Source organism: Ruegeria sp. HKCCA0370, from assembly GCF_013033705.1.
Taxonomy (GTDB): domain Bacteria; phylum Pseudomonadota; class Alphaproteobacteria; order Rhodobacterales; family Rhodobacteraceae; genus Ruegeria.
Window position 1 is genome coordinate 351,215 of sequence record NZ_WQEP01000001.1, and the last position, 22,837, is coordinate 374,051.

Genomic DNA, 22,837 nt, shown 5'->3' on the forward strand with positions numbered 1-22,837 from the left:
CTGGAAATGCCCGCCGCTCTTCAAGACAGGATATGAAAACGCCGGCGGATTTCGGCGTCTTGTTCCGGGGTGAGATATTCGGGGTAATGCGTGCGCAACACCTCTTGAGCGGCGCGCCGTGCGGATGACCACGCATCCATCGCGCCATCGGTTTGCCAGGTGCGGGGTTCCTGACGATCGGCGAGTTTCGGATAGAAATAGTCTCGTTCCATGGCTTCATAGGTTTGCTCGCTGCCCAGAAAATGCCCATCTCCCAGAACCGAATGGCATATGGCGTCAAAGCCAAGATTCGCTTCGGTGACCTCGATCCCGCGCAAGACACGATACGTGTGCGAGTGCATTTCGTTGTCGAGAACGAAGGCCTCGAAGCTGACCCCGAGCAGAGATGCCGTCATGCCCGAGCTTTCATAGATCAGATTGCCTCCTGCCAGCGCTGCCGCCAGCGACGTGATGCCTTTTTCTGCCCCATGCTGGGCGTCGATGGCCTTGGCATCGGCCATCGAGGCGGCCACACCCGACGGCAAACCCAGCCAGTTCGTGATTTGCGCCGACGCTGCATTCAGGATTGCGGTCTCGCCGCTGCCCCCTGCGAAAGAGCCGGTCCTGAGATCCACGATGAAGGGCCAGTTGGAAAAGACCATCGGAAAGCCGGGTTTGATCGCATTGACCATCACGAGACTGGCCAGCGTTTCGGCCAGTGATTGCGCCAGAAATCCGGCCAGAGTTGCCGGGGCGGTTGCGCCCGCCTGCGCGGCCGTGATGCAGGACATCGGAATGTTATTGGCGATGCATTCATAAACCACGTCCACGGCATCCTCGCCGTATCGCATTGGCGAAATGATCGGACTTATATGCGCTTTCAGGAAGGGGCGTTTGGCGAATTCCCCGACCCCTCCGGCGACGATGTCCAGCATCTCGACGATCGGGCCGACATGTTCCGCCAACGTGAAAGACGTTGCCATTGGCTTGGTTGTGTTGCGTATCAAAGCGTAAACGGTGTTGACGTCCAGATCGAACACATCCGGGACATCGGTTGCCACGCAGCATCGGGTGAACCAACTGACATTGGCCAGCGTGTCCTGTAGCCGGGTGAAATCATGTAGATCGGCCAGGGTGGAGGGGCGATAAAGCCCACTGTTGATATCAAGGGTCTGAACCGCAGCACCGCCGGTGCCAAAATACACGCGGTCGCCACCCACCTCGATGGATCGTTTTTCATCCCGGCCATGAAAGGTAAAGCTCTTCGCGGCCGAGGCGATGGCCTGTTTAACCATTGAACGGGGAAAAACCAGGCGGTTCTGTTCCCGATCCTGGGCACCCGCCGCCCTGAGGTCGAAGGCCAGCCTGTCCGGCACGTCTCCCATCCCCAGCTCTTCCAGCAAACGCAGCGCCGTGTCATAGATTTTCTCGATTTCCGATAGGCTCAAGGACTTGAATGCCCCGCCTTTCTGACCGGGCGGGCAAGGATCAATGACGGGCTTGGCTGCACGCTGTGCATGCCGTGCTTTGCGTCCGCTTCGTTTGATGATGTCGGATGGCATGTGTTTTCGTCACCTTGCGTTTTCCTGCACCGTAGGACCCAAGTTGTCCCGGTATCAAAGAAGAAGTGCCGTTTTCAGAATCCGAAATCGCGGTTTCGATTTTCCGGCACCCGCATCTGCCCTGTTGTCTGCCCATCCCGTTATTCAGCAAGACTGGTGCCGAAGTTGAAGGAGCAATGCCATGAAGTCGCGTACCAGAGCCGTTGTGATAGGGGGCGGGATCGCCGGATGTTCGACGCTCTACCACCTGACCCGGGAAGGGTGGACCGATGTGGTTTTGGTCGAACGGAATGAACTGACCTCGGGCACGACATGGCATTCGGCGGCGCAGGTCACCAATTTCGGCATGAACCAGACGATGGTCGGCCTGAAATCTCATTCGATCCGTCTGTACAAGGAACTGGCCGACGATCCGGATTACCCTATCAACTATCACCACGCAGACGGTGGGATCCGTCTGGCCAACACCGAAGGGCAGATGCAGGGCTATCGTCACTTTGCGTCCATGGCGCGGGGGATGGACGTGCATTTCGAGGTGATAGACGCGGATGAATGTGCTCGGAGACACCCGTTGATTTCGACCGATAATCTCATCGGTGGGCTTTGGGATCCGCTGGACGGCGACATCGATCCGGCGCAATTGTGCCAGGCCCTTGCGCGCCGGGCACGCAAGGCGGGCGCCGAGGTGTATCGAAATACGCCGGTGACCGCGCTGACACAGCACAACGATGACACCTGGACCGTGCATACCGAGCACGGGGATATCGACTGTGATGTCGTCGTCAACGCCTGTGGTTACAGGGTCAACGAAGTCGGCGCCATGATGGGTGTTCATCATCCCGTGTCGTCCATGGAACATCAGTATTTCCTGACCGAAGAAATCGAGGCTATCCGGGATGCCGGGCATCGGATGCCGCTGCTGCGCTGCCCGATCAGCGACTATTATTGCCGACAGGAAAAGAACGGGCTGCTACTCGGGTTCTACGAGCAGGGATGTAAGACCTGGGGTATGGACGGGATCGATCCGAACTTCGTGAACGCTTTGTGCCCGGATGATCTGGACCGTGTGACCGATGTGCTGGAAGGGGCCTTCGCGCGCATGCCTGCCTTGATGGAGGTTGGTATTCACACCGTGGTCAACGGGCCAATCACCTACACAATTGACGGGGCGCCTCTGGTCGGTCCGATCCCGGGAAAACGCAACGCGTTTTGTATCATTGGCCTGCGGGCCGGGCTGGGTGAAGGTGGCGGTCACGGATGGTTGCTGGCACAGCAGATCGTGCATGGCGAGGCATGCTATGACACGTGGTGCCTCGATCCCCGAAGGTTCGCCGGACATGCAAATGTGGAACTCACGGCACTAAAGGCGATTGAAGATTACCAGAACGAATTCAGGTTCCACTTTCCGCATGAACATCGCCCTGCGGGCCGACCCGCCAAGACGACCCCTCTGACGCCTGTTCTGGCATCCGAAGGGGCCGAGTTCACTGTGGTCAACGGGTGGGAGAGGGTGGACTATATCAAACCCGATCCCGGATTTTCGCCGACGCTTGGTTTCGATTTTGACGAAACCTTCGACTTGGTAGCTGCCGAAGTCGAAAGCATTCGAACCGGCGTCGGGCTTGCAGAGGTCAACGGGTTCAACCGCATCGAGATCACAGGATCCGACAGGCACGCATTTCTGGACCGGTTGTTTTGTGGATTGGTCTCTCGGCGTGACGGGCGTGTCGGGTTGGGATACCTGTTGAACGACCACGGTATGATCAAGGCAGAAGCGACGATTGCCAATCTGCCCGCCTGCGACAGGGGGCCGGCCCGCGTTTGGTATGGTTCCGCCGCGGCGAGCGAGTTTCACGACATGGATTGGTTGCGCTTGCATCTGCGCATCGATGAGGACGTTCAGTTGCGCAGCCTGACAAATGATCAGACCATTCTGGTTCTGGCTGGCCCGAAGTCGCGTTCTGTCTTGTCAGCCTGCGCCAGAGGAGATTGGTCGGCAGATGCGTTCCCGTGGCTCAGCGTGCGCGAGTGCTTTGTCGGTATTGCTCCGGCGACGGTTATGAACCTCAGTTTCTCGGGCGAGTTGGCCTATGAAATCCATGTTCCCAACGCCTCGCTCTATGCGGCCTATCTTGCCTTGCGCGAGGCCGGCGAAACGCATGGGCTGAAACTGTTCGGTGCCAGGGCCGTTGAATCCATGCGCATGGAGAAGAGCTTTTTGCACTGGAAAGCCGATCTGATCACCGAATTTGATCCTTTTGAAACCGGCTTGGATCGGTTCGTCCGACTGGACAAGGGCGCCTTCGTGGGGCGTGATGCCTTGTTGAAACGGAAATCGGATGGACCACGACGCAAGCTGGTCCCCTTGCGCATCGATTCATCCCTTGGCCCCGCGCATCCCGGCGCATCACTGATGCAGGATGATACTGTCGTTGGCACCATCACGTCGGGCGAATGGGGGTATCGCACGGAGCTAAATCTGGCGCACGCTTTCATTCATCCGTCCCTGGCGCAGCTTGGCCGCGAAATGGAACTGGACAGCTGCGGGAAACGGATTGGTGCGACGGTTATCAGCCCAAGCCCGTACGACCCGGATTTTGTGCGGATGAAAGCCTAGAATCGACCGTTTCGATCAACTTCTTCATTGCCGCATGGGCAAAACTTTGCTTCGCTAGTTTCGAACAAATCGAAACAATGGTCGGTTGCCGTGTCCAAATCTCTGAGTCTTCGATGGCTGGAAGTGTTTCAGTTGATCGCCAAATCCGGATCGATTCAGCAAGTCGCATCAGAAACAGACTTGTCGATCAGCACGGTTTCGAACCACCTGCGCAGCCTCGAACGCGCGTTGGGTATTGAATTGGTCGACCATGGGCGCCGCCCGATGGGCCTGACGCCGGCGGGCGAGGTGTTTGCCCGCTATGTGCGTGAGGGTCTGACTGTGCTGAAACGCGGTGAGGCCGAGATACGAACGGGAAACTGGCAGCATGCGACGGATCTGCGGCTGGCTTTGATCGATGATTTCGACAACCAGATCGCGCCCGACCTTGTTCGTTTTCTGGCGCAGGCTCTGCCGCGGTGCAATTTCCGCCATTTCACGCGCCCGAGCCACGAAATTCTTGCCAAACTTCAGGAACACAAGCTTGACGTGGGCGTCGCCACACGACCGCTGGGCCGTACCGAGGGGCTGATCGAATACCCGTTGATGAGAGATCCCTTCATCGTCGTGGTTCCCAACAAGTTCGAAGGGTCCCCGGACGAGCTGTTCAACCCGGATGCCGACCTGCCATTGTTGAGGTATTCGCGTGACTATGTGATCGGCAAGCAGATTGAAACGCAGTTGGCCCGGAGCAAATACAGCCTGCCCAACCGGTTTGAGCTGGAGTGTAATCAATCCATCATCGGCTTGGTTGCGCAGGGCAGCGGGTGGGCAATCACGACCGCCGCGTGTTTCCACCGAACGCAGAGGTTTCACAACAGCGTAAAGGCTATGCCATTTCCCGGTAGCAACTTCGTTCGCACAGTGTCGCTGTTTACAACTGAAGTATACCCAGCAACGACGTCGGTGCTGATCCAGAAGGCCATGAGCAAATTGATACGTCAGCATTTCACAAGACCGATGTGTGCCCGGCACAATTGGCTGAAGAATGAGTTCCGCACCATGGAGATAGAGGGCGTCTAGCCCAATCTGACCGGGGTGCCGAACGGCTGATGGTTTAGGGCGGATGCTCGCAGGGCTTAAATTGGACATGCCGTGTTGGTGCTTGGGGAAACCGGGCCGACGTTCGAATTGCGGTTTGTGCTGGTCCGGGTTCTTTCTAACGGGGTGTCGAATTCGTCTCGCCTCGGGCTCAAAGCGCTTCTAGTCTCTGAAGGACAGGCAATCACGTCAACAGGAAGCCAAATGAGCTGGATCAGAACCATCCCATTCGAGCAGGCCACAGGCAGGCTGAAGAAACTCTATGACCGCGTCACGGGCCCGGGCAACAATGTGGACAATATCATGATGGCGCATTCGTTGCGTCCGCATTCGATGGAAGGGCACATGGCGATCTACAAGGCGGTGCTGCATCACTCGGGCAACAAGATACCGAAATGGTTTCTCGAGGTGCTGGGCGTGTGGGTCAGCTCTCTGAACCGATGCGGATATTGCGTCGAACACCATTTCGCAGGGTTGCAGCGGTTGCTGGCCAACGAAGAACGGGGAAACGCGATCCGGGCCGCGATCGAAGCCCGCGATCCGGCCGCCGCGCCATTGGATGCAGCGCAGGTGGCGGCCATGGCCTATGCGCGCAAGCTGACCGAGGATCCGGGCGATCTGGTCGAAGCGGATGTGATCGCGCTGCGCACGGCAGGGTGGGATGATGGAGAAATCCTCGAGATCAATCAGGTCTGTTCCTACTTCTCTTATGCGAACCGCATGGTTCTGGGGCTGGGATGTTCGACGGAAGGCGACGAATTGGGTCTGTCGCCCAACAACTCTGACAACCCTGACGATTGGGGGCATCGATAAAGCCTGAAGCAAGGGGTATCGGCAGATCCGGTGCGCCAAACGGGCGCCAGCCTCGGCCATGTTGGCCGAGGTCGATTAGAAGATCCTCTTGAGGATTCAGGCAAGGGCCGCTCGGGCACAGCTTGAAAAACGGCGTTTGTATCGGAACCTTGTATCCAGTGCGGAATATATGGGTTTTTGAGGCATCAATTTGACCCCAATCAAAGCGCATCCGTGGCCTTTCTGCTAGCTCCTTTCCGGGACAACAGAAAAGGAAAGATTTCATGGAAGCCATTGCTCGGGTCGAAACAAATTCAACTCAGGTCAAGACCAGGCCGACGCCGGTTGCAGACGTCGCAGAGCCCAGCCCTGAAAAGATCCGGCAGGCGTTTGAAAGCGGCAAGTACCCCTATGGCCGCAAGATGGCGCGGTCGGTGTACGAAGAACAGAAGGCCAAGCTTCAGGCAGAGTTGCTGAAGGTTCAGTTGTGGGCGCAGGAAACCGGGCAGCGTTTCGTTCTGCTGTTCGAAGGGCGCGATGCTGCCGGCAAGGGCGGTACGATAAAGCGGTTTATGGAGCACCTCAATCCACGTCAGGCCCGAGTCGTGGCCTTGAATAAACCCACTTGGGAAGAAAAGGGGCAGTGGTATTACCAGCGCTATATTCAGGAACTGCCAACAGTTGGCGAAATGGTGTTCTACGACCGGTCCTGGTACAACCGCGCCGGTGTCGAGCGGGTGATGGGCTTCTGCTCTCCCAATGAATATCTGGAGTTCATGCGGCAGACGCCGGAGTTGGAGCGGATGCTGGTGCGTTCGGGCATCCAGCTTTACAAATACTGGTTCTCGGTCACGCAGGAAGAACAGCAGCGTCGTTTCAAAAGTCGCGAGACGGACCCTCTGAAACAGTGGAAATTGTCACCGATTGACAAAGCCAGCCTCAGCAAGTGGGACGATTATACCGAAGCTAAAGAGGCCATGTTCTTTTACACCGATACCGCGGACGCGCCGTGGACGATCATCAAGTCGAATGACAAGAAACGCGCGCGGCTGAATTGTATGCGCCATTTCCTGTCGACTCTGGACTACCCGGGCAAGGATCACGGCATTGTGGGTGAACCCGATCCGTTGATCGTGGGGCAGGCGCATCACGTAATTCACCGCTCCGAGCATATTCTGGGTACAGCACTGCATCCGGACGCTCGTTAATCACGCCGGTGCCCGCCTGGACTGCGCAAGCGGGCACCGAAGTATCATGTTGACATTTTAGCGATCATCTCTTGTCTCGCGCCAAGCCCGCGCATATGGCTGGTGCGATGACAAAAGTGATGACATATCCGGCCCACTTTCGGGCAATTGCCGTGCTTGGCCTGCCGTTGATCGGTGGCCATCTGGCGCAGTTTGCCATCGGCCTGACCGACACCGTCATGCTGGGCTGGTACGGGGTCGAGGCGCTGGCAGCGGTTACCCTGGCCAGCAGCTATTATTTCGTTCTGTTTTTGTTTGGTGCAGGCTTTGGCTGGGCCGTCATGCCGATGGTTGCCACCGCCGCGGCAGAAGGGGACGAAACCAGCATTCGCCGCTCGACGCGCATGGGGCTGTGGTTGTCACTTCTGTACGCTGCGGTGGTCATGCCGTTGTTGTGGTGGTCCAATCCGATCCTGATCGCCATGAAACAAGAGCCGCATATCGCTGAAACCGCGTCGGAATATTTGCGTGTTGCCGGTTGGGGGTTGTTTCCGGCGCTCATCGTGATGGTGTTGAAATCCTACCTGGCGGCTCTGGAGCGAACTCAGATCGTGCTGTGGATCACGGTTACGGCGGCGGTCGTGAACGGGTTTACCAACTATGCGCTGATCTTTGGCAACTGGGGGGCGCCGGAACTGGGCGTGATGGGCGCTGCGATCGCTTCGATCGCGACGCAGGTCGTTTCACTGGTCGCGGTTGTCGTCTATGTGGTCCGGACCTTGCCGGAACACAGCCTGTTCCAGCGCTTCTGGCGTCCGGATTGGGAAATGTTCATCAGCGTGTGGAAACTGGGCGTGCCCATTGGCCTGACCACCCTGGCCGAGGTGTCGCTGTTTGCAACATCCGCCGTGATGATGGGCTGGCTGGGTCAGGTCCCGCTGGCCGCGCACGGGATCGCCCTGAATCTGGCGTCGGCCACATTCATGGTACATCTAGGGCTGTCAAATGCGGCCACCATCCGGGCCGGCAACGCGTTGGGCCGCCGGGACAAGGCGCATCTGGAGAAAGGTGCGATTGCCGTGACGGGCATGTCACTGGTCATGTCCGTCGTGACCGTCATCCTGTTCCTGACATATGCCGAGCCGCTGATTTCCCTGTTCATGGAGGCCGATGATCCGCAGCGCGGACAAATTCTGGCAATCGGGACAGGATTGCTGGCCATGGCTGCCCTGTTCCAACTGGTCGACGGGGCGCAGGTGATTGCGCTGGGACTGCTGCGTGGTTTGCAGGATGCCAAGATACCGATGGTTATGGCGGCGCTCAGCTATTGGGTGGTGGGAATTCCGGCGTCCTACTATTTCGGCTTCGTCCGTCAGATGGACGGCATCGGTGTCTGGCTGGGACTGGTGCTTGGCCTGGCCTTCGCGGCGGTGCTGCTGATGGCCCGGTTCTGGATGCATTCGGTGCGGCAGATGCAGGCGCCGGCGGAACCTGCCTAGTCTTTGCTCAACCGGTCGGCCTTTTTCCGAACCAGAACCGTGCGCAGATCGTGCATCGCCATCAGCAACCTGTCGGTTACATCCTCAAGCTGTTCGTCGCTTGCCTTGGACTGCGCCCATTGCGTTGTCAGATTCAGATAGTCGACAGCGCGGTGAATGTCGTCGATGTCGCGCTGGGCCAGTACGGCCCGGCGCTCGTCCATCCATTGGGCGATCTCTGCCTGATCCCGTTCGGACAAAACCCGTTGGCCGTGCGGCTTGACCTCACCGTTGCGGATGTTGATGACGGCGATCTGGTCCATCTCGATCCGGCGCTGGCGGTTTTCCGTATCGATCCGAAACACCGCGGCCCCGTTTTCACGGATGCGAAAATAATATTCGGGCAGGTCGGCAGACATGTTTACCTCAGAGATGCACAAAAGCGCTGTATACGAGCGCAAGCTTCGGTCAGGGCTGCATCGGACGTCGCATAGCTGACCCGGAAGTTGGGTGACAGGCCGAAGGCCGCGCCAAACACGACGGCGACATCCGCCTCTTCCAGCAGGGCCGTGGCAAAGGCTTCATCGTTTTCGATGACGGTTCCCGCGGGTGTCGTTTTGCCAATCAGCCCGGCGATCGAGGGGTAGACATAAAACGCGCCCTCGGGTGTCGGGCAGGTTATGCCGTCAATCTCGTCCAACATGCGCACCACCAGATCACGGCGGCGTTTGAACGTTTCATTGTTCGGGGCCAGAAAATCCTGTGTTCCGTTCAGCGCTTCCACCGCCGCCCACTGGCTGATCGAGCAGGGGTTCGAGGTGGATTGCGACTGGATCTTGCGCATCGCCGAGATGAGTTCGACCGGACCGGCCGCATAACCGATGCGCCAGCCGGTCATGGCGTAGGCTTTCGAAACACCGTTGCAGGTGAGCGTCCTGTCATACAGGCCGGGCTCCACCTCGGCAGGCGTGCAGAATTCAAACCCGTCATAGGCCAGGTGTTCATACATGTCGTCCGACATGATCCAGACATGCGGATGGCGCATCAGAACATCGGTTAGGGCCTTGAGCTCATCCCGGCTGTACCCTGCGCCTGTCGGGTTCGAGGGCGAGTTGAAGATGAACCACTTTGTCCTTGGGGTGATGGCGGCTTCCAGTTGTTCTGCCGTCAGCTTGAAGCTGTTGGCCAGCGTCGTTTCAACAACAACCGGCGTTCCACCTGCCAGCAAAACCATGTCGGGGTAGCTTACCCAATATGGCGCGGGGATGATCACCTCGTCACCGTCATTCATTGTTGCCATCAAGGCGTTGTACAGCGTCTGCTTTCCGCCCGTTCCAACCGAGATCTGCGCGGGCGTGTAGTCAAGCCCGTGATCGCGCTTCATCTTGGCGCAAACCGCCTGCTTCAGTTCCGGAATGCCGTCCGGTGCGGTGTACTTGGTTTTTCCGGCTGCAATCGCTGCAACGGCGGCGTCCTTGATGTTTTGCGGGGTGTCGAAATCCGGCTCACCCGCGCTCAGGCCGATCACGTCGCGCCCGGCGGCTTTCAACTCGGCGGCCTTGGCTGTCATGGCGATCGTGGGCGATGGTTTAACGCGTGACAGTGTCGCAGACAGGAAACTCATGGATGGCCTCGGTTTGTATGTTCAACCCGACTGTCATAGGGTGCGCCGGAATGACGATCAAGCCGAATGGACAATGTGAATTGGAGACCCCGATGAATGATGAAAAAGACTGGTATGGACCTGAGTCTGCGACATTCGGGGACCGTTTGGCGGGCGCGCGCGAAGCGGCCGGAATGACCCAGGCAGAGCTGGCGCGCCGCCTTGGGGTCAAGAAGACGACGATTGTCGATTGGGAAAACGATCTGTCCGAGCCGCGTGCGAACCGGTTGTCGATGATGGCGGGGCTGGTCAATGTCTCGATCATGTGGCTGCTGACCGGTGAGGGCGATGGCATGGATGCCCCGGTGGAAGAGGGCGAAGGTGGAATGGAACTGTCGACCGCGGTGGCCGAACTGCGCGCCATCCGAGGAGAGATGCGGGTTTGCGCTGAACGTGCGGCGCGTCTGGAAAAGAAAATGCGTCTGATGCTGGAGCAGAAGAATTGAGTGAACCCCGGGACGTACGCATCAAGCGAATGAAAATGCGATCCATGCGGCGCGGGATCAAAGAGATGGACATTATCCTGTCCGCTTATGCCGATCGCAACCTGGCAGATATGGATGCCGCCGGGCTGGATGTCTTTGACGCGCTGCTGCACGAAAACGATCAGGACCTTTATCAATGGGTCACAGGTCAGGTGCAGCCGCCGGCGCAGTTTGCCAGTCTGATTTCAAACATCGCGCAGACCTTTCAGAAATAAGAAAATACCGGCTTAACCGATTTTTCGGACTTTCAGGTCATCGTGTCTCAAACAGCACGACTGAATCGGAGGGTCGGATGAGTATGGAAATGCAGGTCTCCGGGCTTGAAGCCAAGGGGTTCATGACCAGCTATCTTGAGGCACTGGCCCTGGTGGAGCGGCTGCATCGGTTGCTGCTGGATGTCATCAAGGATGAATTCGAGCGCGTCGGCGTGCTGGAAATCAACGCGGTTCAGGCGCTGCTGCTGTTCAATATCGGCGATCACGAAGTGACGGCGGGCGAGCTGAAAAGCCGCGGCTACTATCAGGGCAGCAATGTCAGCTACAACCTCAAGAAGCTGGTTGAGATGGGGTATATGCACCACCAGAGATGCGAGATTGACCGCCGCTCTGTCCGCGTACGTCTGACACCACGAGGCAGGGAAATCCGCAATTTCGTGTCCGACCTGTTTGCGCGTCACGCCGAAGGATTGCAAAGCAGGGGCGTGTTGGAGTTGGAAGGCATCGAAGACATCACCACGTCACTGCGCCGGGTGGAGCGATATTGGACCGACCAGATCCGATACATCTACTGACCGGGGTTGTGTGTCGCGCAGAACCAAAACCGTCCTGCACTGATGCACAGGCCTGGCGGCCTTGTTCAAATGCCGGTTCAGAGAACAGGCCCGCAAAATCAGCGCTCAGGCGCGGATTTACTGCGGGTTTTCATCAAGCGCACCAATCTGCAAACCGCTCAATTCCCGTTTCAGCTTTTTCCGCATGGCCCGTTCGAAATCTTCGAACCCCTGAGCGACTTCCAAAAAGGCACCGGGACCATGCAGGACGTTGTTTTCAAAAAACGGGATCAGAAATAGTTCGCCTTCAAAATCCGCCGCGTTGATCACGAGGCCATTGACCACCACGTTCTGGAAAGCGAAGTGACGATAGGCTATTTGCGGCCCATAGCCATCGTTGTTTGAACCATCTCCGGACAGGTCAATCGTTTGAAACAAGCAGTCGGGTGCTTTGTTCATCAAGGTTGACCCGAAAGCCAGGGCATAGCCCATGGCGGTCGCTGATCCGGTATCTGATCGCACGGAACCACTTATCTGACCGGAGGCGAACAGCAGGTCAGCAACATCTTCTATCAGCAACCAATTCAAAATGACGTGCTGGGTGGAACGACCGCTCCATTCGTAAACAGCCAAAGCAACCGGCATGGGAGAGGAGAAAAAGGCCTCCTGCACTTCGGGTGCGATCAGCGCAGCCGCCAAACCCTGCCGTTGCAGCAAGTCCTCGGCCTCATCGACCGACACTGAAATGTCCATGGCCAATGCAAGGGCCAGACGACACGTCTCGGCCTTGATCGGGCTGGCCAGCGCGGCCAACCCAAGCGTTATGACCCACCGGATCACCAGTGGCCAACGCTTTCCATGCTGGCCCAGGGTTCCTTCGGCTCCAACGCATCGCCGTTCTGCAAAAGCTCGATCGAGATATTGTCGGGTGAGCGTACAAAGGCCATGCGACCGTCACGCGGAGGGCGATTGATCGTGACGCCATTGTCCTGAAGGTGCTGGCAAACCTCGTAGATATTGTCGACGCCGTATGCGAGGTGACCGAAATGGCGGCTGTCGCTGGGAAGGCGGTCATCTCCGTCCCAGTTGTAGGTCAGCTCGATCGGCGCATCCTCCTGCCCCGGAGGCGCCATGAAAATCAGTGAAAACCGCCCGGCTTCGCTGTCATAGCGGCGTGTTTCCTTCAGGCCCAGAAGCTTGTAAAACGCCATGGATTTTTCCAGATCCTTCACGCGGACCATGGTGTGAAGATATGTCAGCGCCATTTTGGTCATCCTTTTCGACTCAGTTTTCAAAGAGCTTAGCGCGCCGACCTAGCGTGTCGAGACCGCTGGGTCTGGCGAACTGAATTTTGCGTGGGTTGCGGCATATATCGCGGTTTCGATGTTGCGGTTGGCGAGATATAGTAGGGGGCGACTCATTGCCAGAAAGGAAAACTTGATGCCGCTGTCCGCTGACCAACAGGCCGAGATCGAAGCGCAACGTGCCCAATCGCATCCCACTCGTCGCGTCGTTTCAGCGGGAATGGAAGATCACCTGTACACCGCGCATCAGGTTCTGGATCACGGCTTTGTCCGCGTGATTGATTATATGGGCGATGATGCGGCCATCTGTCAGGCCGCGCGTGTGTCTTACGGCAAAGGAACCAAATCGGTTCAGAATGACGAAGGTCTGATCCGGTACCTTATGCGGCACTGGCATTCGACCCCTTTCGAAATGTGCGAGGTCAAACTGCATGTGAAGCTGCCGGTCTTCGTGGCGCGGCAGTGGATTCGGCACCGTACGGCCAATGTAAATGAGTATTCGGCGCGATATTCAATTCTGGATCGTGAATTCTATATTCCCGCACCCGAACATGTGGCCGCCCAATCAGAGGTGAACAATCAGGGCCGTGGCTCTGCTCTGGAAGGTGAAGAGGCCGCGCGTGTTCTGGACATCCTCAAGGCCGACAGCGCCCGGTGCTATGACAATTACGAGTCGATGATCAGCCAGGACGGGCAGCAGGGGCTGGCACGAGAATTGGCGCGGATGAACCTGCCCGCAAACATCTATACGCAGTGGTATTGGAAGGTCGACCTGCACAACCTGTTCCATTTTCTGCGACTGCGCGCTGACCCTCATGCTCAATATGAGATCCGCGTCTACGCTGATACGATGTGCAAGATCGTCGCCGACTGGGTGCCCTTTGCCTATAAAGCATTCGAGGACTACCGTCTTGGGGCCGTCAACCTGTCGGCTCAGATGGTTGAAAGCCTGCGCCGCATGCTGGCGGGTGAGGACGTCACGCAGGAAAGCTCGGGCATGACGGCTCGGGAGTGGCGCGAATTCGAAGAGATCATTCGCAAATAGTATTCGAATTGCCGGGCGCTAATTTCTTTGGATTGTCATGCCAAGTGGCCCATCGCCTAAGCAGTGTGTGGGCTTTTGCGACGCATGCACGATGACCTGAAACCGGAACGAAGGGCGTCGCAACGTGCCAGCGTCGCCCCGAGCACACAATGAAGCCTGGGAAATCCGGTTTGCGGGCGGGGCTGGGATCTGTTCGCAGGAACCCGGGGTATCCGACACCACTGCAACGGATATACACCATCGACGCCGCACAAATGAACAATCCGCGCGCGGGTAATGGAACAGGCCCGGTAGGGGGTGGTTGACGGCCGGAAATTGGCCGCCATCCTTAATGGATCCATCCCGCGATCAGCGGGGATGTCGTTACAACGGCTTCAATTCCGCAGCCATTTGTCGGCCGTCGCGTCCGTCCTGCAACTCGTACGAGACTTTTTGATTGTCTGCGAGTCCGGTGAGGCCGGACCGTTCTACGGCCGAGATATGTACAAACACATCTTTGCCCCCTTCATCAGGGGCAATAAAACCATAACCTTTAGTGGTATTGAACCATTTCACGGTGCCGGTTGGCATGTCCCGTGTCTCCTTCTACTTGCGCATTGTCCCACAAATTGGTGGGGGCTGTGGTCAGCGTCACCACAAAAAAGACTGTTTGGCACTTTCTGAACAGTCCGTTTCGTGTGTTTCGCCTTTTTCAACATTGCACGGTGAAGTAAAAAATCAAGAATAACCGCCGGAAACTGGCAAGTTTGCCTAAAATGCAATCAAATGCAGGAGCAGTAAAAACATGCGCCTTTATGGATTGAAAACCTGTGACACCTGTCGCAAAGCATTGAAAACATTGCCAGACGCAGAGTTCGTGGATGTCCGCAGCGACGGCGTGCCGGATGCTGTGCTGTCGCAGGCTCTTGCTGACTTCGGCGACGCTTTGCTCAACACCAGGTCAGCGACATGGCGCGGATTGGATGACAACCAGCGCGCGAAAGCACCTTTGGAGCTTTTGAAACAGCATCCCACCCTGATGAAGCGCCCGTTGATCGAGCAAGGCGGAGAGCTGTTTCTTGGCTGGACTGCGGAAACACGCACGCAGCTTGGTATTTCTTAAGGAATGCTTATGTGCCTGCAAGCAACAGTGAGGACGTTAAATGCGTAATGCCGCCATGATCTTGGGCGTTATTGCCGGGCTGATCGGGATGATCGTCGGGTTTTTCGGGTATGCGAAGGTGGTCGTCATCGATCACGTCGGCGAGATAGACGGCGTTCTGAGGCAGGTGGACAACCCTGACCTGATTCAGGCTGTGTCGATCGTTGCGCCTTTGTTGGCCATTGCCGGGGGGGCGATGGCGCCCGCGCGCGCCCTTGTTGCAGGGATCCTGCTGCTGATTTCAGCGGCGGCGATGTACTACGCCTTCGGATTTGGTGTGTTCACCATGTTCCCGATCGCGTTTGCCGGGGTTGCCGGGGTGCTAGGGCTGGCAGCAGGTAAGCCAGACCAGCCCAAAGCGCATTTCTAGGTCATTTCAGACGCAGGATCCGATCAAGTGAGATGGGGCCTGCACCGTTGATCACGATCACCAGCATCATGAATGTCCACATCGTGCGCTGATCCATAATGGATGGCGCCGCGTCGAACAGGCTGCCCAGTTTCACGCCATGGCCGGTGACGTCGACCAGAGTCTGCACCCAGATGAAACCGATCATACCCAAGGCCGCCAGACGGGTGAACAGACCGACCAGCAGCAGCGCGGGAAGGACGAATTCTGCAACCGTGCCAAAGAAAATGACGACCCGTTGAAAGAACGTCATTTGGGATACGTCGTAAAGGACGGCTTCGGCGGCTTTGGGGAAAATCTGACCGAAGGCACCGGCCGAAGGTGAAAAGATCGAGCCGTCGATCTTCAGCATCGCCGAGTTCCAGTAATAGACCAGAAGAACCGCGACAAAGACCAGTCGCGCCAGAGTGGGTGTAAGCCAGTTGGACGCCAGGTCCACCTTTCCCAGAACGTTGTTGTGAAGTGAGATCAGGGCAGTCATGTCTCCAGCCTTTCGATAGTCACAGAAGTTATTGCACCGCCCTGCAAAAGCAGTGCCAGAGTGGTTCCAAGGTCAAATTCCGGCTGCGCCGCAGCGGTTTTTTCAAATGCTTCGCCGATCATGTCGCCGCCTTGCATATGGGCGATCCAATCGGCGCCGCCGGCGGGCAGCAACTGGGCAACCGGGTCGAATTCCGGGCGCGTGATCAAAACATCCTCGGCGCGCGCATCGGGTTTCGGCGCGTCGGTTTCGGTGTTGAAACGCCAGATCGCGTGCATGGGCCAGTCCGAGCGTACCACCCGCATGGCCGGGGCAAAACGCAGCCGGGCTCGCATGACCTGTTCGGGGTCTACGGCCAGCGCGTCTGCCGGGGCGGGTTGGCTGTCGGCGGCGTGGTACGACTTGCGCAACGCAAGTTCCAGCCGCGCCACATCCGGCAGGTAACCAAGATGGGAAAGCTGCTGCATTTCGGCCAGAAATTCGGGAAAGGCTTCACCGTAGAACATCATCAGCGGTGATGATGGCGGGTGCTGGCGCAGAAATATCCCGGCCAGCCCGTCCATGTTCTGTGGCCCCAGCAACTTGGTGATGACTGGAAACGCCTGATGCATCGCCTCGGTCAAGGACACGGCGACATTGTTGCGATAGACGCTGAAACGACGACCGGCTGGCTGCGCCTGGGCGTCCAGCAAACCTTCGGGGACAGGGGCTGACGCATCCATCATGGCCGCGCGAAATTCGGATTGCGAAACGCTCATGCCGGGGTCCGTTCAAGGGCGGTCTTCGCGCGAACGGCCTCTTCTCGCAAAATGGACCAGTCCGGTACGTCGGTGTCCCACTCGATCAGGACGGGTTTCGGCCCCGTACGTTCCAGCACGTAATCCAACAGCGCCCAGACCGGATCGACGACTTCACGCCCGTGGCTGTCGATCAGCAGCGGGTGGCCGTGATCGTCTTCATCCTCGTCATGACCGCCAAGGTGAATTTCCCCCACTTTTTCAAGTGGATAGGCATCGATGTAACCCTGAGGAGAAAAGTCCAGATTGGTGGCAGAGACAAAGACGTTGTTGACATCCAGCAACAAGCCACATCCGGTACGACGTGCAATTTCGCGCAGAAAGTCGGGCTCGGACCAGGTGCTTTCTTCAAAAGCCAAATAGCTTGAGGGGTTTTCCAACAGCATCTGCCGTCCGACGGTGTCCTGAACCTGATCGATATGATCGCAAACGCGTGTCAGTGTTGCGTCGGTATAGGGCAGGGGCAGCAGGTCGTTGTAGAAATGGGTGTCATGGGTGGACCAGGCCAGGTGTTCGGAAAAGCTGGCGGGATTCAGCCAGCCTACCAGATGTTTCAGCCGGGCCAGGTGATCAGAGTCCAGCGCGCCTTCGCCGCCGATGGACAGGCCAACGCCATGGACCGAGATCGGGAATTGTTCGGAAAGATGGCGCAGCTGCGCCAGAGGCCGCCCGCCATCGCCCATGTAGTTCTCCGCATGAATTTCCAGCCATGCAACGGGTTGCGCGTGTTCAAGTATCTGAGCGAAGTGTTGCGGCTTGTAACCTACGCCCGGAGCTGCGGGCAGGCGGTTCGACCTGTGGGCATCATCCAACATGGGCCAGTTCCTTGATCACGAAAGGGAAGGGGCGGGCGATGGTGCCCGCCCCCTGAATTCGTCAGGCCGTTCTTATGCCGGCAGGTCGCGATCCTGAGCTTCCAGTGAGCCTTTGCGCGGGGTGCCGTCTGCCTGTGCGGGCAGTTCGATATCCGCGCAGGTGCCTGCATCAACCAGGGTCCATGCGTTGCCCTGATAATCAACGGTCGAGGTGCCCGCGCAGGTGGTGCCGGGGCCCGCGGCGCAGTCGTTCTGACCGGCCAGCGATACGCCATAGCATTTTTCCTTTGCCTGAGCGGATGCAGTGGTTGCGGCGCCCGATACGGCGGCTGCGACTGCGGTTGCGATAACCAGGGACTTGGCTGTGTTCGACATCTCGGTAATCCTCTTGATGACTGGGTATGTCTGCTTGTGACAATGACAAAGGTAGTAGCTTGGTAGACAGAGTTGAATTCACGAGCCCGTGTCTCACAAGCACGTCAAAGGGCGGCGTGCCCTCTTGCAGCGTAATGCATTGTTTTTGAAGAAGAAAGAGTGAATTGTTTCAATCTGGCCCCAATTCGGGGGCCAGATTCCCAGCAATATGCTGCCGATTGTTACAGCAAATCCGGCGGGGTGGCTGCCTGCGACAGCTCGTTTGTTACAACGTCAAGCGGTTGGACCTGCGTCTGTTTTTCGCCCAGACGCCGGACACTGACGGTGCGGTCTTCAACTTCGCGATGGCCGACGGCCAGAATGACCGGAACTTTGCCGACCGAGTGTTCACGAACCTTGTAGTTGATCTTTTCGTTGCGAATGTCGGCTTCGGCCCGCACACCGGCGCCGCGCAGCGTTTCGACCACTTCGGCGACATAGCCATCCGCATCGGAGGTGATGGACGCAACCACGACCTGACGCGGCGCAAGCCAGAAGGGCAGCTTGCCGGCGTGTTCTTCGATCAGGATACCGATGAAACGCTCGAACGAGCCCAGCGTCGCGCGATGCAGCATGACGGGGCGGTGCTTGCCGCCGTCAGCGCCGATATAGGTGGCATCAAGGCGTTCGGGCAGCACGAAGTCAACCTGATGCGTGCCGCATTGCCAATCGCGACCGATCGCATCCGTAAGAACAAATTCCAGCTTGGGACCATAAAAGGCGCCTTCACCGGGGTTGAGCTCCGGCTCGATCCCGGCAGCACGTGTCGCGCTGAGCAACGCGGCTTCGGCCTTGTCCCAGACTTCATCCGACCCCGACCGTTTCTCGGGGCGATCCGAGAATTTGACCGAGAAGTTCTCGAATCCGAGATCCTTGTAGATCCGGGACAGGAACCGGATGAACTCTGCGGTTTCAGACTCGATCTGGTCTTCAGTGCAGAAGATGTGCCCATCATCCTGGGTAAAGCCACGCACACGCATGATACCGTGCAGCGCACCTGACGGCTCATAGCGGTTGCAAGACCCGAACTCGGCCATGCGCAGCGGCAGGTCGCGATAGGATTTCAGGCCCTGATTGAAAATCTGCACATGGCAGGGACAGTTCATCGGCTTGAGCGCGTTGATCGCCTTTTCGCGGGCATGTTCCTCGTCCACTTCGACGATGAACATGTTTTCCTGATACTTGTCCCAATGGCCCGATGCTTCCCACAGTTTGCGGTCTACAACCTGCGGCGTGTTGACCTCGACATAGCCGCCGTTGCGCTGCTGACGGCGCATGTAGTCCTGCAACTGGGTGTAGATCGTCCAGCCGTTGGGGTGCCAGAAAATCTGGCCGGGGGCCTCTTCCTGCATGTGGAACAGGTCCATTTCGCGGCCCAGCTTGCGGTGGTCGCGCTTGGCGGCCTCTTCCAGCATATGCAGGTGCGCTTTCAGCTTTTCCTTTCCGGTGAAGGCCACACCATAGATACGCTGCAACATCGCACGGTCGCTGTCGCCTCGCCAATAGGCGCCGGCGATGGACATCAGCTTGAACGCATCCCCCGGAACCTGCCCGGTATGTTGCAGGTGCGGACCTCGGCACAGATCCTGCCAGTGCCCATGCCAGTACATGCGCAGCGGCTCGTCGCCGGGAATAGCCTCGATCAGCTCGACCTTGTAGGGCTCGTTGTTGGCCTTGTAGAACTCGATCGCGCGCTCGCGGTCCCAGACCTCGGTGGTGACGGGATCACGCTTGTTGATGATCTCTTTCATCTTTTTCTCGATGAGGCCGAGATCTTCCGGCGTGAACGGCTCTTCGCGGTCGAAGTCATAATACCAGCCGTTTTCGATGACGGGGCCGATGGTGACCTTGGTGGCGGGCCAGATCTCCTGAACCGCGCGCGCCATGATATGGGCCAGATCGTGGCGGATCAGCTCATTGGCCTGGGCCTCATCCTTCATGGTGTGGATGGCGATCTGCGCGTCGGATTCGATGGGCCATTGCAGGTCCCAGTGCTGGCCGTCAACGGTGGCCGAGATGGCCTTTTTGGCCAGCGAGGTTGAGATGTCGGCAGCCACCTGCGCGGGCGTGACGCCTGCGGCGTAGGTGCGTGCATTGCCATCGGGAAAGGTGAGAGAGACGGATTGAGAATCCAGGGCCATATCGGCTCTCCTCGTCGGTTTGGCGCCCACTGAACGCCCGGTTGCGGGTTATGTGTGTTCGGCCCATGTGGCAGGTGCAACAATTACTGTCAAGTGTCGCAAGGTGCGTAGCTGACGCAACGGGAAATCGAATTCCGGAATTGCGACCATCGTGCTGCCGTGCATGATGTTGCCTAAAGAGAAAGAGGATTTCATGGCAGCGACGGATTTTCTGGAGACGCCGCAGGGGCGGCGACTGGCTTATCACAAGACCGAAGGGGCAGGACCGACCATCGTTTTTCTGGGCGGGCTCAAATCGGACATGGAAGGCACCAAGGCCGTGCATCTGGAAGCCTGGGCACAGGCGCGGGGGCAATCGTTCTTGCGGTTCGATTATTCCGGCCACGGCGAAAGCTCGGGCGCGTTCACCGAGGGCTGTATCGGTGACTGGCATCAGGACACATTGGCTGCGGTAAAGGCATTGACGGACGGACCTTTGATCGTGGTTGGCTCATCAATGGGGGGATGGCAGGCATTGCTGCTGGCCAAAGTCATGCCCGAGCGAATTGCAGGCATGGTGACAATCGCCGCCGCGCCGGATTTCACCGAGGACGGGTATTGGGCTTCGTTCAGCGACGAACAAAAAGCTGCGATGGACACTGTCGGCCATGTCGAGCTGCCGTCCGACTATATGGAACCCTATGTCATCACCAAGCGCATGATCGAAGACGGACGCCAGAATTTGGTTTTGCGGGGCGCTCTGGATCTGCCGTTCCCGGTTCGTTTCCTGCAAGGCACCGCAGACACGGCCGTTTCGACCGAAACAGCCGTGCGGCTGCTGGAACATGCTGCGGGCCCTGACATGCGGCTGCTGTTGGTCAAGGGGGCCGATCATCGCTTCTCGGACGAGAAGTGCCTGGGTTTGATCGAGACCGCGGTTCTTGACGTGTTGGGAGAAGCCTGATGCGGCGCTTTGGTTGGTTTCTGGGGCGCGCTCTTCTGGCGCTGGTTGTTCTTAGCGGCCTGGTCTTCTGGTTCGGCCCGCGCGAGGAAGTGAACCTGCACCCGACCTTTGACCCTCGGAAATTTGGTGAAGGTGTTCAGGTTTATTTTGAAAGCACCGAGTCTGCCTATGATGACATCGTTCCGGGTGTCGAAAAGCGCGTGATCTGGCAGGACGGGTTCAAGGAACAGCGCACGCCGTATTCTGTTCTTTACATCCACGGTTTTTCAGCAAGTTCCGAGGAAATCCGCCCTGTTCCTGATCTGGTGGCTGACGCTTTGGGCGCCAATCTGGTCTACACGCGGTTGCAAGGTCACGGTCGGGATGGGCCGGCGATGGCCGAGGGTACGGCCTCGGGCTGGATGCAGGATACCGCAGAAGGGCTGGCAGCGGCGCGCGCGGTCGGGGAAAAGGTGATCGTCATTTCCACCTCGACCGGAGGAACGCTGGCGGCGGCCGCTGCGTTGGATGCCGACCTCAGCCAGGATGTGGTCGGCATGGTTTTTGTCTCGCCGAACTTTGGTGTGAATACCGTCGCGGCGTGGGTGCCTTCATTGCCATGGGCAAGAAGCTGGTTGCCTGTTTTGATGGGGCAAGAACGCGATGTGTCAGGGCCGGACCCAGAGAAGAACAGGTACTGGACGTCGGTCTACCCGTGGGAAGCCGTCGTGCCGATGTCCGTGCTGGTGGATACGGTCTATGCGCTGGATTTCTCTGAGGCCCTGATACCCGCCTTGTTCTGGTTTTCGGATGATGATCAGGTTGTGCGGCCGGACCGGACGCACAACGTTGCCGAGGCCTGGGGCACTCCGGCAACGGTCGAGCTGGTGACGATGGGGCCGGGTGACGATCCGTCTTCACATGTTATCGCGGGGCGGTTGATGTCGCCGGGTCAAACCGATGCCGCCGTTGCTGGCATTCTGGAGTGGTTGAAGGGCTTGGGGGTGGAATAAACCCTGATTGATGGGATAAAAAGGATGCAAGATGCGTAAGCCGGGCAGCATGTGGAGCCTTGAGACCCTGGGTCGTGTCCGCTTGTCCCGGCATTTCTTCATGCGCGATTTTCTGTATTCGGAAATCGGCAACTTCCACCAAAAGCAGAATATTCCGGATAACCCGGATCTGGCGATCGAAACAGGCCGCGCGTTTTGCGAAACCCTTCTTGACCCATTGGAAGAGACATTTGGCCGGGTCGCGGTCAGGTCGGGTTATCGTTCATCGTCCTTGAACCGGTTTGGCAATGAAAACAAGCTGAACTGCGCCCGAAACGATCACCCGCTGGAATGCCATATCTGGGATCGCGGGGAAGGGGATGCGCGGATTGCCGGGGCATCTATCGTTATCCCGTGGTTCGCGGATCAATATGCGCAGGGCAGGGACTGGCGAGATCTGGCGTGGTGGATGCACGATCATCTGGAGTATTCCGAAATCTGGTTCTTCCCCAAGCTCTGTGCGTTCAATCTTGTGTGGCGGCCCAGGCCGCATCGCCGGATCGACAGCTATATTGCTCCGCGTGGGTGTCTGTTGAGGCCCGGCGCTGAACCCGGTGAAGACCTTGCGACGCGGCAAGCCCGTTACGCCGATTTTCCGGCATTTCGCGCCATCGCCTACCCGTGAAGTTTTCCTTGCCCGGCTGCGGCAAAACTCTCATCCTGACAACAACTGGAAGGACTCGGAAAACCGAGCAGATGGAGCC

At 58.0% G+C, this 22,837-nt stretch carries 25 protein-coding genes; 14 read left to right on the top strand and 11 right to left on the bottom strand.

What is annotated here, in order from left to right:
- Positions 1–20 precede the first annotated feature (20 nt).
- Positions 21–1,541, bottom strand: coding sequence for a trimethylamine methyltransferase family protein (locus GOW31_RS01755; RefSeq protein ID WP_171167464.1), 1,521 nt, complete (start codon positions 1,539–1,541; stop codon positions 21–23).
- A gap of 181 nt (positions 1,542–1,722) precedes the next feature.
- Between GOW31_RS01755 and GOW31_RS01760 the strand changes: the two genes are divergently transcribed.
- From GOW31_RS01760 to GOW31_RS01780, 5 genes are all read left to right on the top strand, one after another.
- Complete coding sequence (locus GOW31_RS01760) at positions 1,723–4,158, top strand: FAD-dependent oxidoreductase (RefSeq protein ID WP_171167466.1); 2,436 nt, start codon at positions 1,723–1,725, stop codon at positions 4,156–4,158.
- A 90-nt stretch (positions 4,159–4,248) separates the two neighbouring features.
- Positions 4,249–5,220, top strand: a complete 972-nt coding sequence (locus tag GOW31_RS01765) for a LysR family transcriptional regulator (RefSeq protein ID WP_152458498.1) — start codon at positions 4,249–4,251, stop codon at positions 5,218–5,220.
- Positions 5,221–5,442: 222 nt separating this feature from the next.
- On the top strand, positions 5,443–6,051 hold the full coding sequence (locus tag GOW31_RS01770; protein ID WP_171167468.1) for a carboxymuconolactone decarboxylase family protein: 609 nt from the start codon (positions 5,443–5,445) through the stop codon (positions 6,049–6,051).
- 263 nt (positions 6,052–6,314) lie between these two features.
- On the top strand, positions 6,315–7,238 hold the full coding sequence (gene ppk2 / locus GOW31_RS01775; RefSeq protein WP_171167470.1) for a polyphosphate kinase 2: 924 nt from the start codon (positions 6,315–6,317) through the stop codon (positions 7,236–7,238).
- Positions 7,239–7,345: 107 nt separating this feature from the next.
- Positions 7,346–8,716, top strand: a complete 1,371-nt coding sequence (locus tag GOW31_RS01780) for an MATE family efflux transporter (RefSeq protein ID WP_171167471.1) — start codon at positions 7,346–7,348, stop codon at positions 8,714–8,716.
- Here GOW31_RS01780 and GOW31_RS01785 read toward each other — a convergent pair.
- Both GOW31_RS01785 and GOW31_RS01790 read right to left on the bottom strand, forming a co-directional pair.
- Complete coding sequence (locus GOW31_RS01785) at positions 8,713–9,114, bottom strand: hypothetical protein (protein ID WP_170343830.1); 402 nt, start codon at positions 9,112–9,114, stop codon at positions 8,713–8,715. The genes GOW31_RS01780 and GOW31_RS01785 overlap by 4 nt on opposite strands.
- Before the next feature lie 2 nt (positions 9,115–9,116).
- On the bottom strand, positions 9,117–10,319 hold the full coding sequence (locus tag GOW31_RS01790) for a pyridoxal phosphate-dependent aminotransferase (RefSeq protein WP_171167473.1): 1,203 nt from the start codon (positions 10,317–10,319) through the stop codon (positions 9,117–9,119).
- Positions 10,320–10,411: 92 nt separating this feature from the next.
- Between GOW31_RS01790 and GOW31_RS01795 the strand changes: the two genes are divergently transcribed.
- The 3 genes from GOW31_RS01795 (at position 10,412) to GOW31_RS01805 (ending at position 11,633) form a co-directional block, all read left to right on the top strand.
- Positions 10,412–10,804, top strand: coding sequence for a helix-turn-helix domain-containing protein (locus tag GOW31_RS01795; RefSeq protein ID WP_171115209.1), 393 nt, complete (start codon positions 10,412–10,414; stop codon positions 10,802–10,804).
- A 29-nt stretch (positions 10,805–10,833) separates the two neighbouring features.
- Complete coding sequence (locus GOW31_RS01800; RefSeq protein WP_170344713.1) at positions 10,834–11,058, top strand: succinate dehydrogenase assembly factor 2; 225 nt, start codon at positions 10,834–10,836, stop codon at positions 11,056–11,058.
- A 77-nt stretch (positions 11,059–11,135) separates the two neighbouring features.
- Complete coding sequence (locus tag GOW31_RS01805; protein WP_371813689.1) at positions 11,136–11,633, top strand: MarR family winged helix-turn-helix transcriptional regulator; 498 nt, start codon at positions 11,136–11,138, stop codon at positions 11,631–11,633.
- Positions 11,634–11,750: 117 nt separating this feature from the next.
- On the opposite strand, the gene GOW31_RS01810 is transcribed toward GOW31_RS01805, so the two are convergent.
- Entirely contained in the window at positions 11,751–12,452 is a 702-nt protein-coding gene (locus GOW31_RS01810) for a DUF1194 domain-containing protein (RefSeq protein WP_171167475.1), read from the bottom strand.
- A complete protein-coding gene (locus GOW31_RS01815) occupies positions 12,449–12,877 on the bottom strand; it encodes a VOC family protein (protein WP_171167477.1) in 429 nt (142 codons plus the stop codon). The genes GOW31_RS01810 and GOW31_RS01815 overlap by 4 nt, the downstream gene beginning before the upstream one ends.
- A gap of 175 nt (positions 12,878–13,052) precedes the next feature.
- Here GOW31_RS01815 and thyX point away from each other — a divergent pair, with 175 nt between their 5' ends.
- Positions 13,053–13,961 carry an FAD-dependent thymidylate synthase gene (gene thyX, locus GOW31_RS01820; protein ID WP_152458489.1) on the top strand — a complete coding sequence of 303 codons (909 nt, stop codon included), beginning with the start codon at positions 13,053–13,055 and terminating at the stop codon, positions 13,959–13,961.
- Between the two features lie 363 nt (positions 13,962–14,324).
- Here the strand turns inward: thyX and GOW31_RS01825 are convergent, their stop codons facing one another.
- Complete coding sequence (locus GOW31_RS01825) at positions 14,325–14,531, bottom strand: cold-shock protein (RefSeq protein ID WP_152458488.1); 207 nt, start codon at positions 14,529–14,531, stop codon at positions 14,325–14,327.
- Positions 14,532–14,745: 214 nt separating this feature from the next.
- Between GOW31_RS01825 and GOW31_RS01830 the strand changes: the two genes are divergently transcribed.
- Positions 14,746–15,063, top strand: coding sequence for an ArsC/Spx/MgsR family protein (locus GOW31_RS01830; protein WP_171167478.1), 318 nt, complete (start codon positions 14,746–14,748; stop codon positions 15,061–15,063).
- Between the two features lie 40 nt (positions 15,064–15,103).
- Positions 15,104–15,472: a hypothetical protein gene (locus GOW31_RS01835; protein WP_171167480.1), complete on the top strand. Its 369-nt coding sequence runs from the start codon at positions 15,104–15,106 to the stop codon at positions 15,470–15,472.
- Between the two features lies 1 nt (position 15,473).
- Here the strand turns inward: GOW31_RS01835 and GOW31_RS01840 are convergent, their stop codons facing one another.
- From GOW31_RS01840 to thrS, 5 genes are all read right to left on the bottom strand, one after another.
- A complete protein-coding gene (locus tag GOW31_RS01840) occupies positions 15,474–15,992 on the bottom strand; it encodes a DoxX family protein (RefSeq protein ID WP_171167483.1) in 519 nt (172 codons plus the stop codon).
- Positions 15,989–16,750 carry a DNA-binding domain-containing protein gene (locus GOW31_RS01845; RefSeq protein ID WP_171167485.1) on the bottom strand — a complete coding sequence of 254 codons (762 nt, stop codon included), beginning with the start codon at positions 16,748–16,750 and terminating at the stop codon, positions 15,989–15,991. The genes GOW31_RS01840 and GOW31_RS01845 overlap by 4 nt, the downstream gene beginning before the upstream one ends.
- A complete protein-coding gene (locus tag GOW31_RS01850) occupies positions 16,747–17,604 on the bottom strand; it encodes a DUF692 family multinuclear iron-containing protein (RefSeq protein ID WP_171167487.1) in 858 nt (285 codons plus the stop codon). The genes GOW31_RS01845 and GOW31_RS01850 overlap by 4 nt, the downstream gene beginning before the upstream one ends.
- Before the next feature lie 72 nt (positions 17,605–17,676).
- Complete coding sequence (locus GOW31_RS01855; protein WP_170343841.1) at positions 17,677–17,979, bottom strand: DUF2282 domain-containing protein; 303 nt, start codon at positions 17,977–17,979, stop codon at positions 17,677–17,679.
- Positions 17,980–18,200: 221 nt separating this feature from the next.
- Positions 18,201–20,159 carry a threonine--tRNA ligase gene (gene thrS / locus GOW31_RS01860; RefSeq protein WP_171167489.1) on the bottom strand — a complete coding sequence of 653 codons (1,959 nt, stop codon included), beginning with the start codon at positions 20,157–20,159 and terminating at the stop codon, positions 18,201–18,203.
- Positions 20,160–20,352: 193 nt separating this feature from the next.
- Between thrS and GOW31_RS01865 the strand changes: the two genes are divergently transcribed.
- Genes GOW31_RS01865 through GOW31_RS01875 form a run of 3 tightly spaced genes read left to right on the top strand, consistent with a single transcriptional unit; the run spans position 20,353 to position 22,758 of the window.
- Positions 20,353–21,102, top strand: a complete 750-nt coding sequence (locus GOW31_RS01865; protein ID WP_171168628.1) for an alpha/beta fold hydrolase — start codon at positions 20,353–20,355, stop codon at positions 21,100–21,102.
- A complete protein-coding gene (locus GOW31_RS01870; protein WP_171167491.1) occupies positions 21,102–22,094 on the top strand; it encodes a carboxylesterase in 993 nt (330 codons plus the stop codon). The genes GOW31_RS01865 and GOW31_RS01870 overlap by 1 nt, the downstream gene beginning before the upstream one ends.
- A gap of 49 nt (positions 22,095–22,143) precedes the next feature.
- Positions 22,144–22,758 carry a hypothetical protein gene (locus tag GOW31_RS01875; RefSeq protein ID WP_171116493.1) on the top strand — a complete coding sequence of 205 codons (615 nt, stop codon included), beginning with the start codon at positions 22,144–22,146 and terminating at the stop codon, positions 22,756–22,758.
- The last annotated feature ends 79 nt before the right edge of the window (positions 22,759–22,837 follow it).

What these genes read in the sequence shown, in the direction of transcription:
- GOW31_RS01760 (WP_171167466.1), top strand. Translation starts at nt 1,723, where the DNA reads ATGAAGTCGCGTACCAGAGCCGTTGTGATAGGGGGCGGGATCGCCGGA.
- GOW31_RS01790 (WP_171167473.1), bottom strand. Translation starts at nt 10,319, where the DNA reads ATGAGTTTCCTGTCTGCGACACTGTCACGCGTTAAACCATCGCCCACG.
- GOW31_RS01805 (WP_371813689.1), top strand. Translation starts at nt 11,136, where the DNA reads ATGAGTATGGAAATGCAGGTCTCCGGGCTTGAAGCCAAGGGGTTCATG.
- GOW31_RS01870 (WP_171167491.1), top strand. Translation starts at nt 21,102, where the DNA reads ATGCGGCGCTTTGGTTGGTTTCTGGGGCGCGCTCTTCTGGCGCTGGTT.
- GOW31_RS01835 (WP_171167480.1), top strand. Translation starts at nt 15,104, where the DNA reads ATGCGTAATGCCGCCATGATCTTGGGCGTTATTGCCGGGCTGATCGGG.
- ppk2 (WP_171167470.1), top strand. Translation starts at nt 6,315, where the DNA reads ATGGAAGCCATTGCTCGGGTCGAAACAAATTCAACTCAGGTCAAGACC.
- GOW31_RS01795 (WP_171115209.1), top strand. Translation starts at nt 10,412, where the DNA reads ATGAATGATGAAAAAGACTGGTATGGACCTGAGTCTGCGACATTCGGG.
- thrS (WP_171167489.1), bottom strand. Translation starts at nt 20,159, where the DNA reads ATGGCCCTGGATTCTCAATCCGTCTCTCTCACCTTTCCCGATGGCAAT.
- GOW31_RS01855 (WP_170343841.1), bottom strand. Translation starts at nt 17,979, where the DNA reads ATGTCGAACACAGCCAAGTCCCTGGTTATCGCAACCGCAGTCGCAGCC.
- GOW31_RS01875 (WP_171116493.1), top strand. Translation starts at nt 22,144, where the DNA reads ATGTGGAGCCTTGAGACCCTGGGTCGTGTCCGCTTGTCCCGGCATTTC.
- GOW31_RS01845 (WP_171167485.1), bottom strand. Translation starts at nt 16,750, where the DNA reads ATGAGCGTTTCGCAATCCGAATTTCGCGCGGCCATGATGGATGCGTCA.
- GOW31_RS01840 (WP_171167483.1), bottom strand. Translation starts at nt 15,992, where the DNA reads ATGACTGCCCTGATCTCACTTCACAACAACGTTCTGGGAAAGGTGGAC.
- GOW31_RS01850 (WP_171167487.1), bottom strand. Translation starts at nt 17,604, where the DNA reads ATGTTGGATGATGCCCACAGGTCGAACCGCCTGCCCGCAGCTCCGGGC.
- GOW31_RS01780 (WP_171167471.1), top strand. Translation starts at nt 7,346, where the DNA reads ATGACAAAAGTGATGACATATCCGGCCCACTTTCGGGCAATTGCCGTG.
- GOW31_RS01800 (WP_170344713.1), top strand. Translation starts at nt 10,834, where the DNA reads ATGAAAATGCGATCCATGCGGCGCGGGATCAAAGAGATGGACATTATC.
- thyX (WP_152458489.1), top strand. Translation starts at nt 13,053, where the DNA reads ATGCCGCTGTCCGCTGACCAACAGGCCGAGATCGAAGCGCAACGTGCC.
- GOW31_RS01825 (WP_152458488.1), bottom strand. Translation starts at nt 14,531, where the DNA reads ATGCCAACCGGCACCGTGAAATGGTTCAATACCACTAAAGGTTATGGT.
- GOW31_RS01815 (WP_171167477.1), bottom strand. Translation starts at nt 12,877, where the DNA reads ATGGCGCTGACATATCTTCACACCATGGTCCGCGTGAAGGATCTGGAA.
- GOW31_RS01770 (WP_171167468.1), top strand. Translation starts at nt 5,443, where the DNA reads ATGAGCTGGATCAGAACCATCCCATTCGAGCAGGCCACAGGCAGGCTG.
- GOW31_RS01785 (WP_170343830.1), bottom strand. Translation starts at nt 9,114, where the DNA reads ATGTCTGCCGACCTGCCCGAATATTATTTTCGCATCCGTGAAAACGGG.
- GOW31_RS01865 (WP_171168628.1), top strand. Translation starts at nt 20,353, where the DNA reads ATGGCAGCGACGGATTTTCTGGAGACGCCGCAGGGGCGGCGACTGGCT.
- GOW31_RS01830 (WP_171167478.1), top strand. Translation starts at nt 14,746, where the DNA reads ATGCGCCTTTATGGATTGAAAACCTGTGACACCTGTCGCAAAGCATTG.
- GOW31_RS01755 (WP_171167464.1), bottom strand. Translation starts at nt 1,541, where the DNA reads ATGCCATCCGACATCATCAAACGAAGCGGACGCAAAGCACGGCATGCA.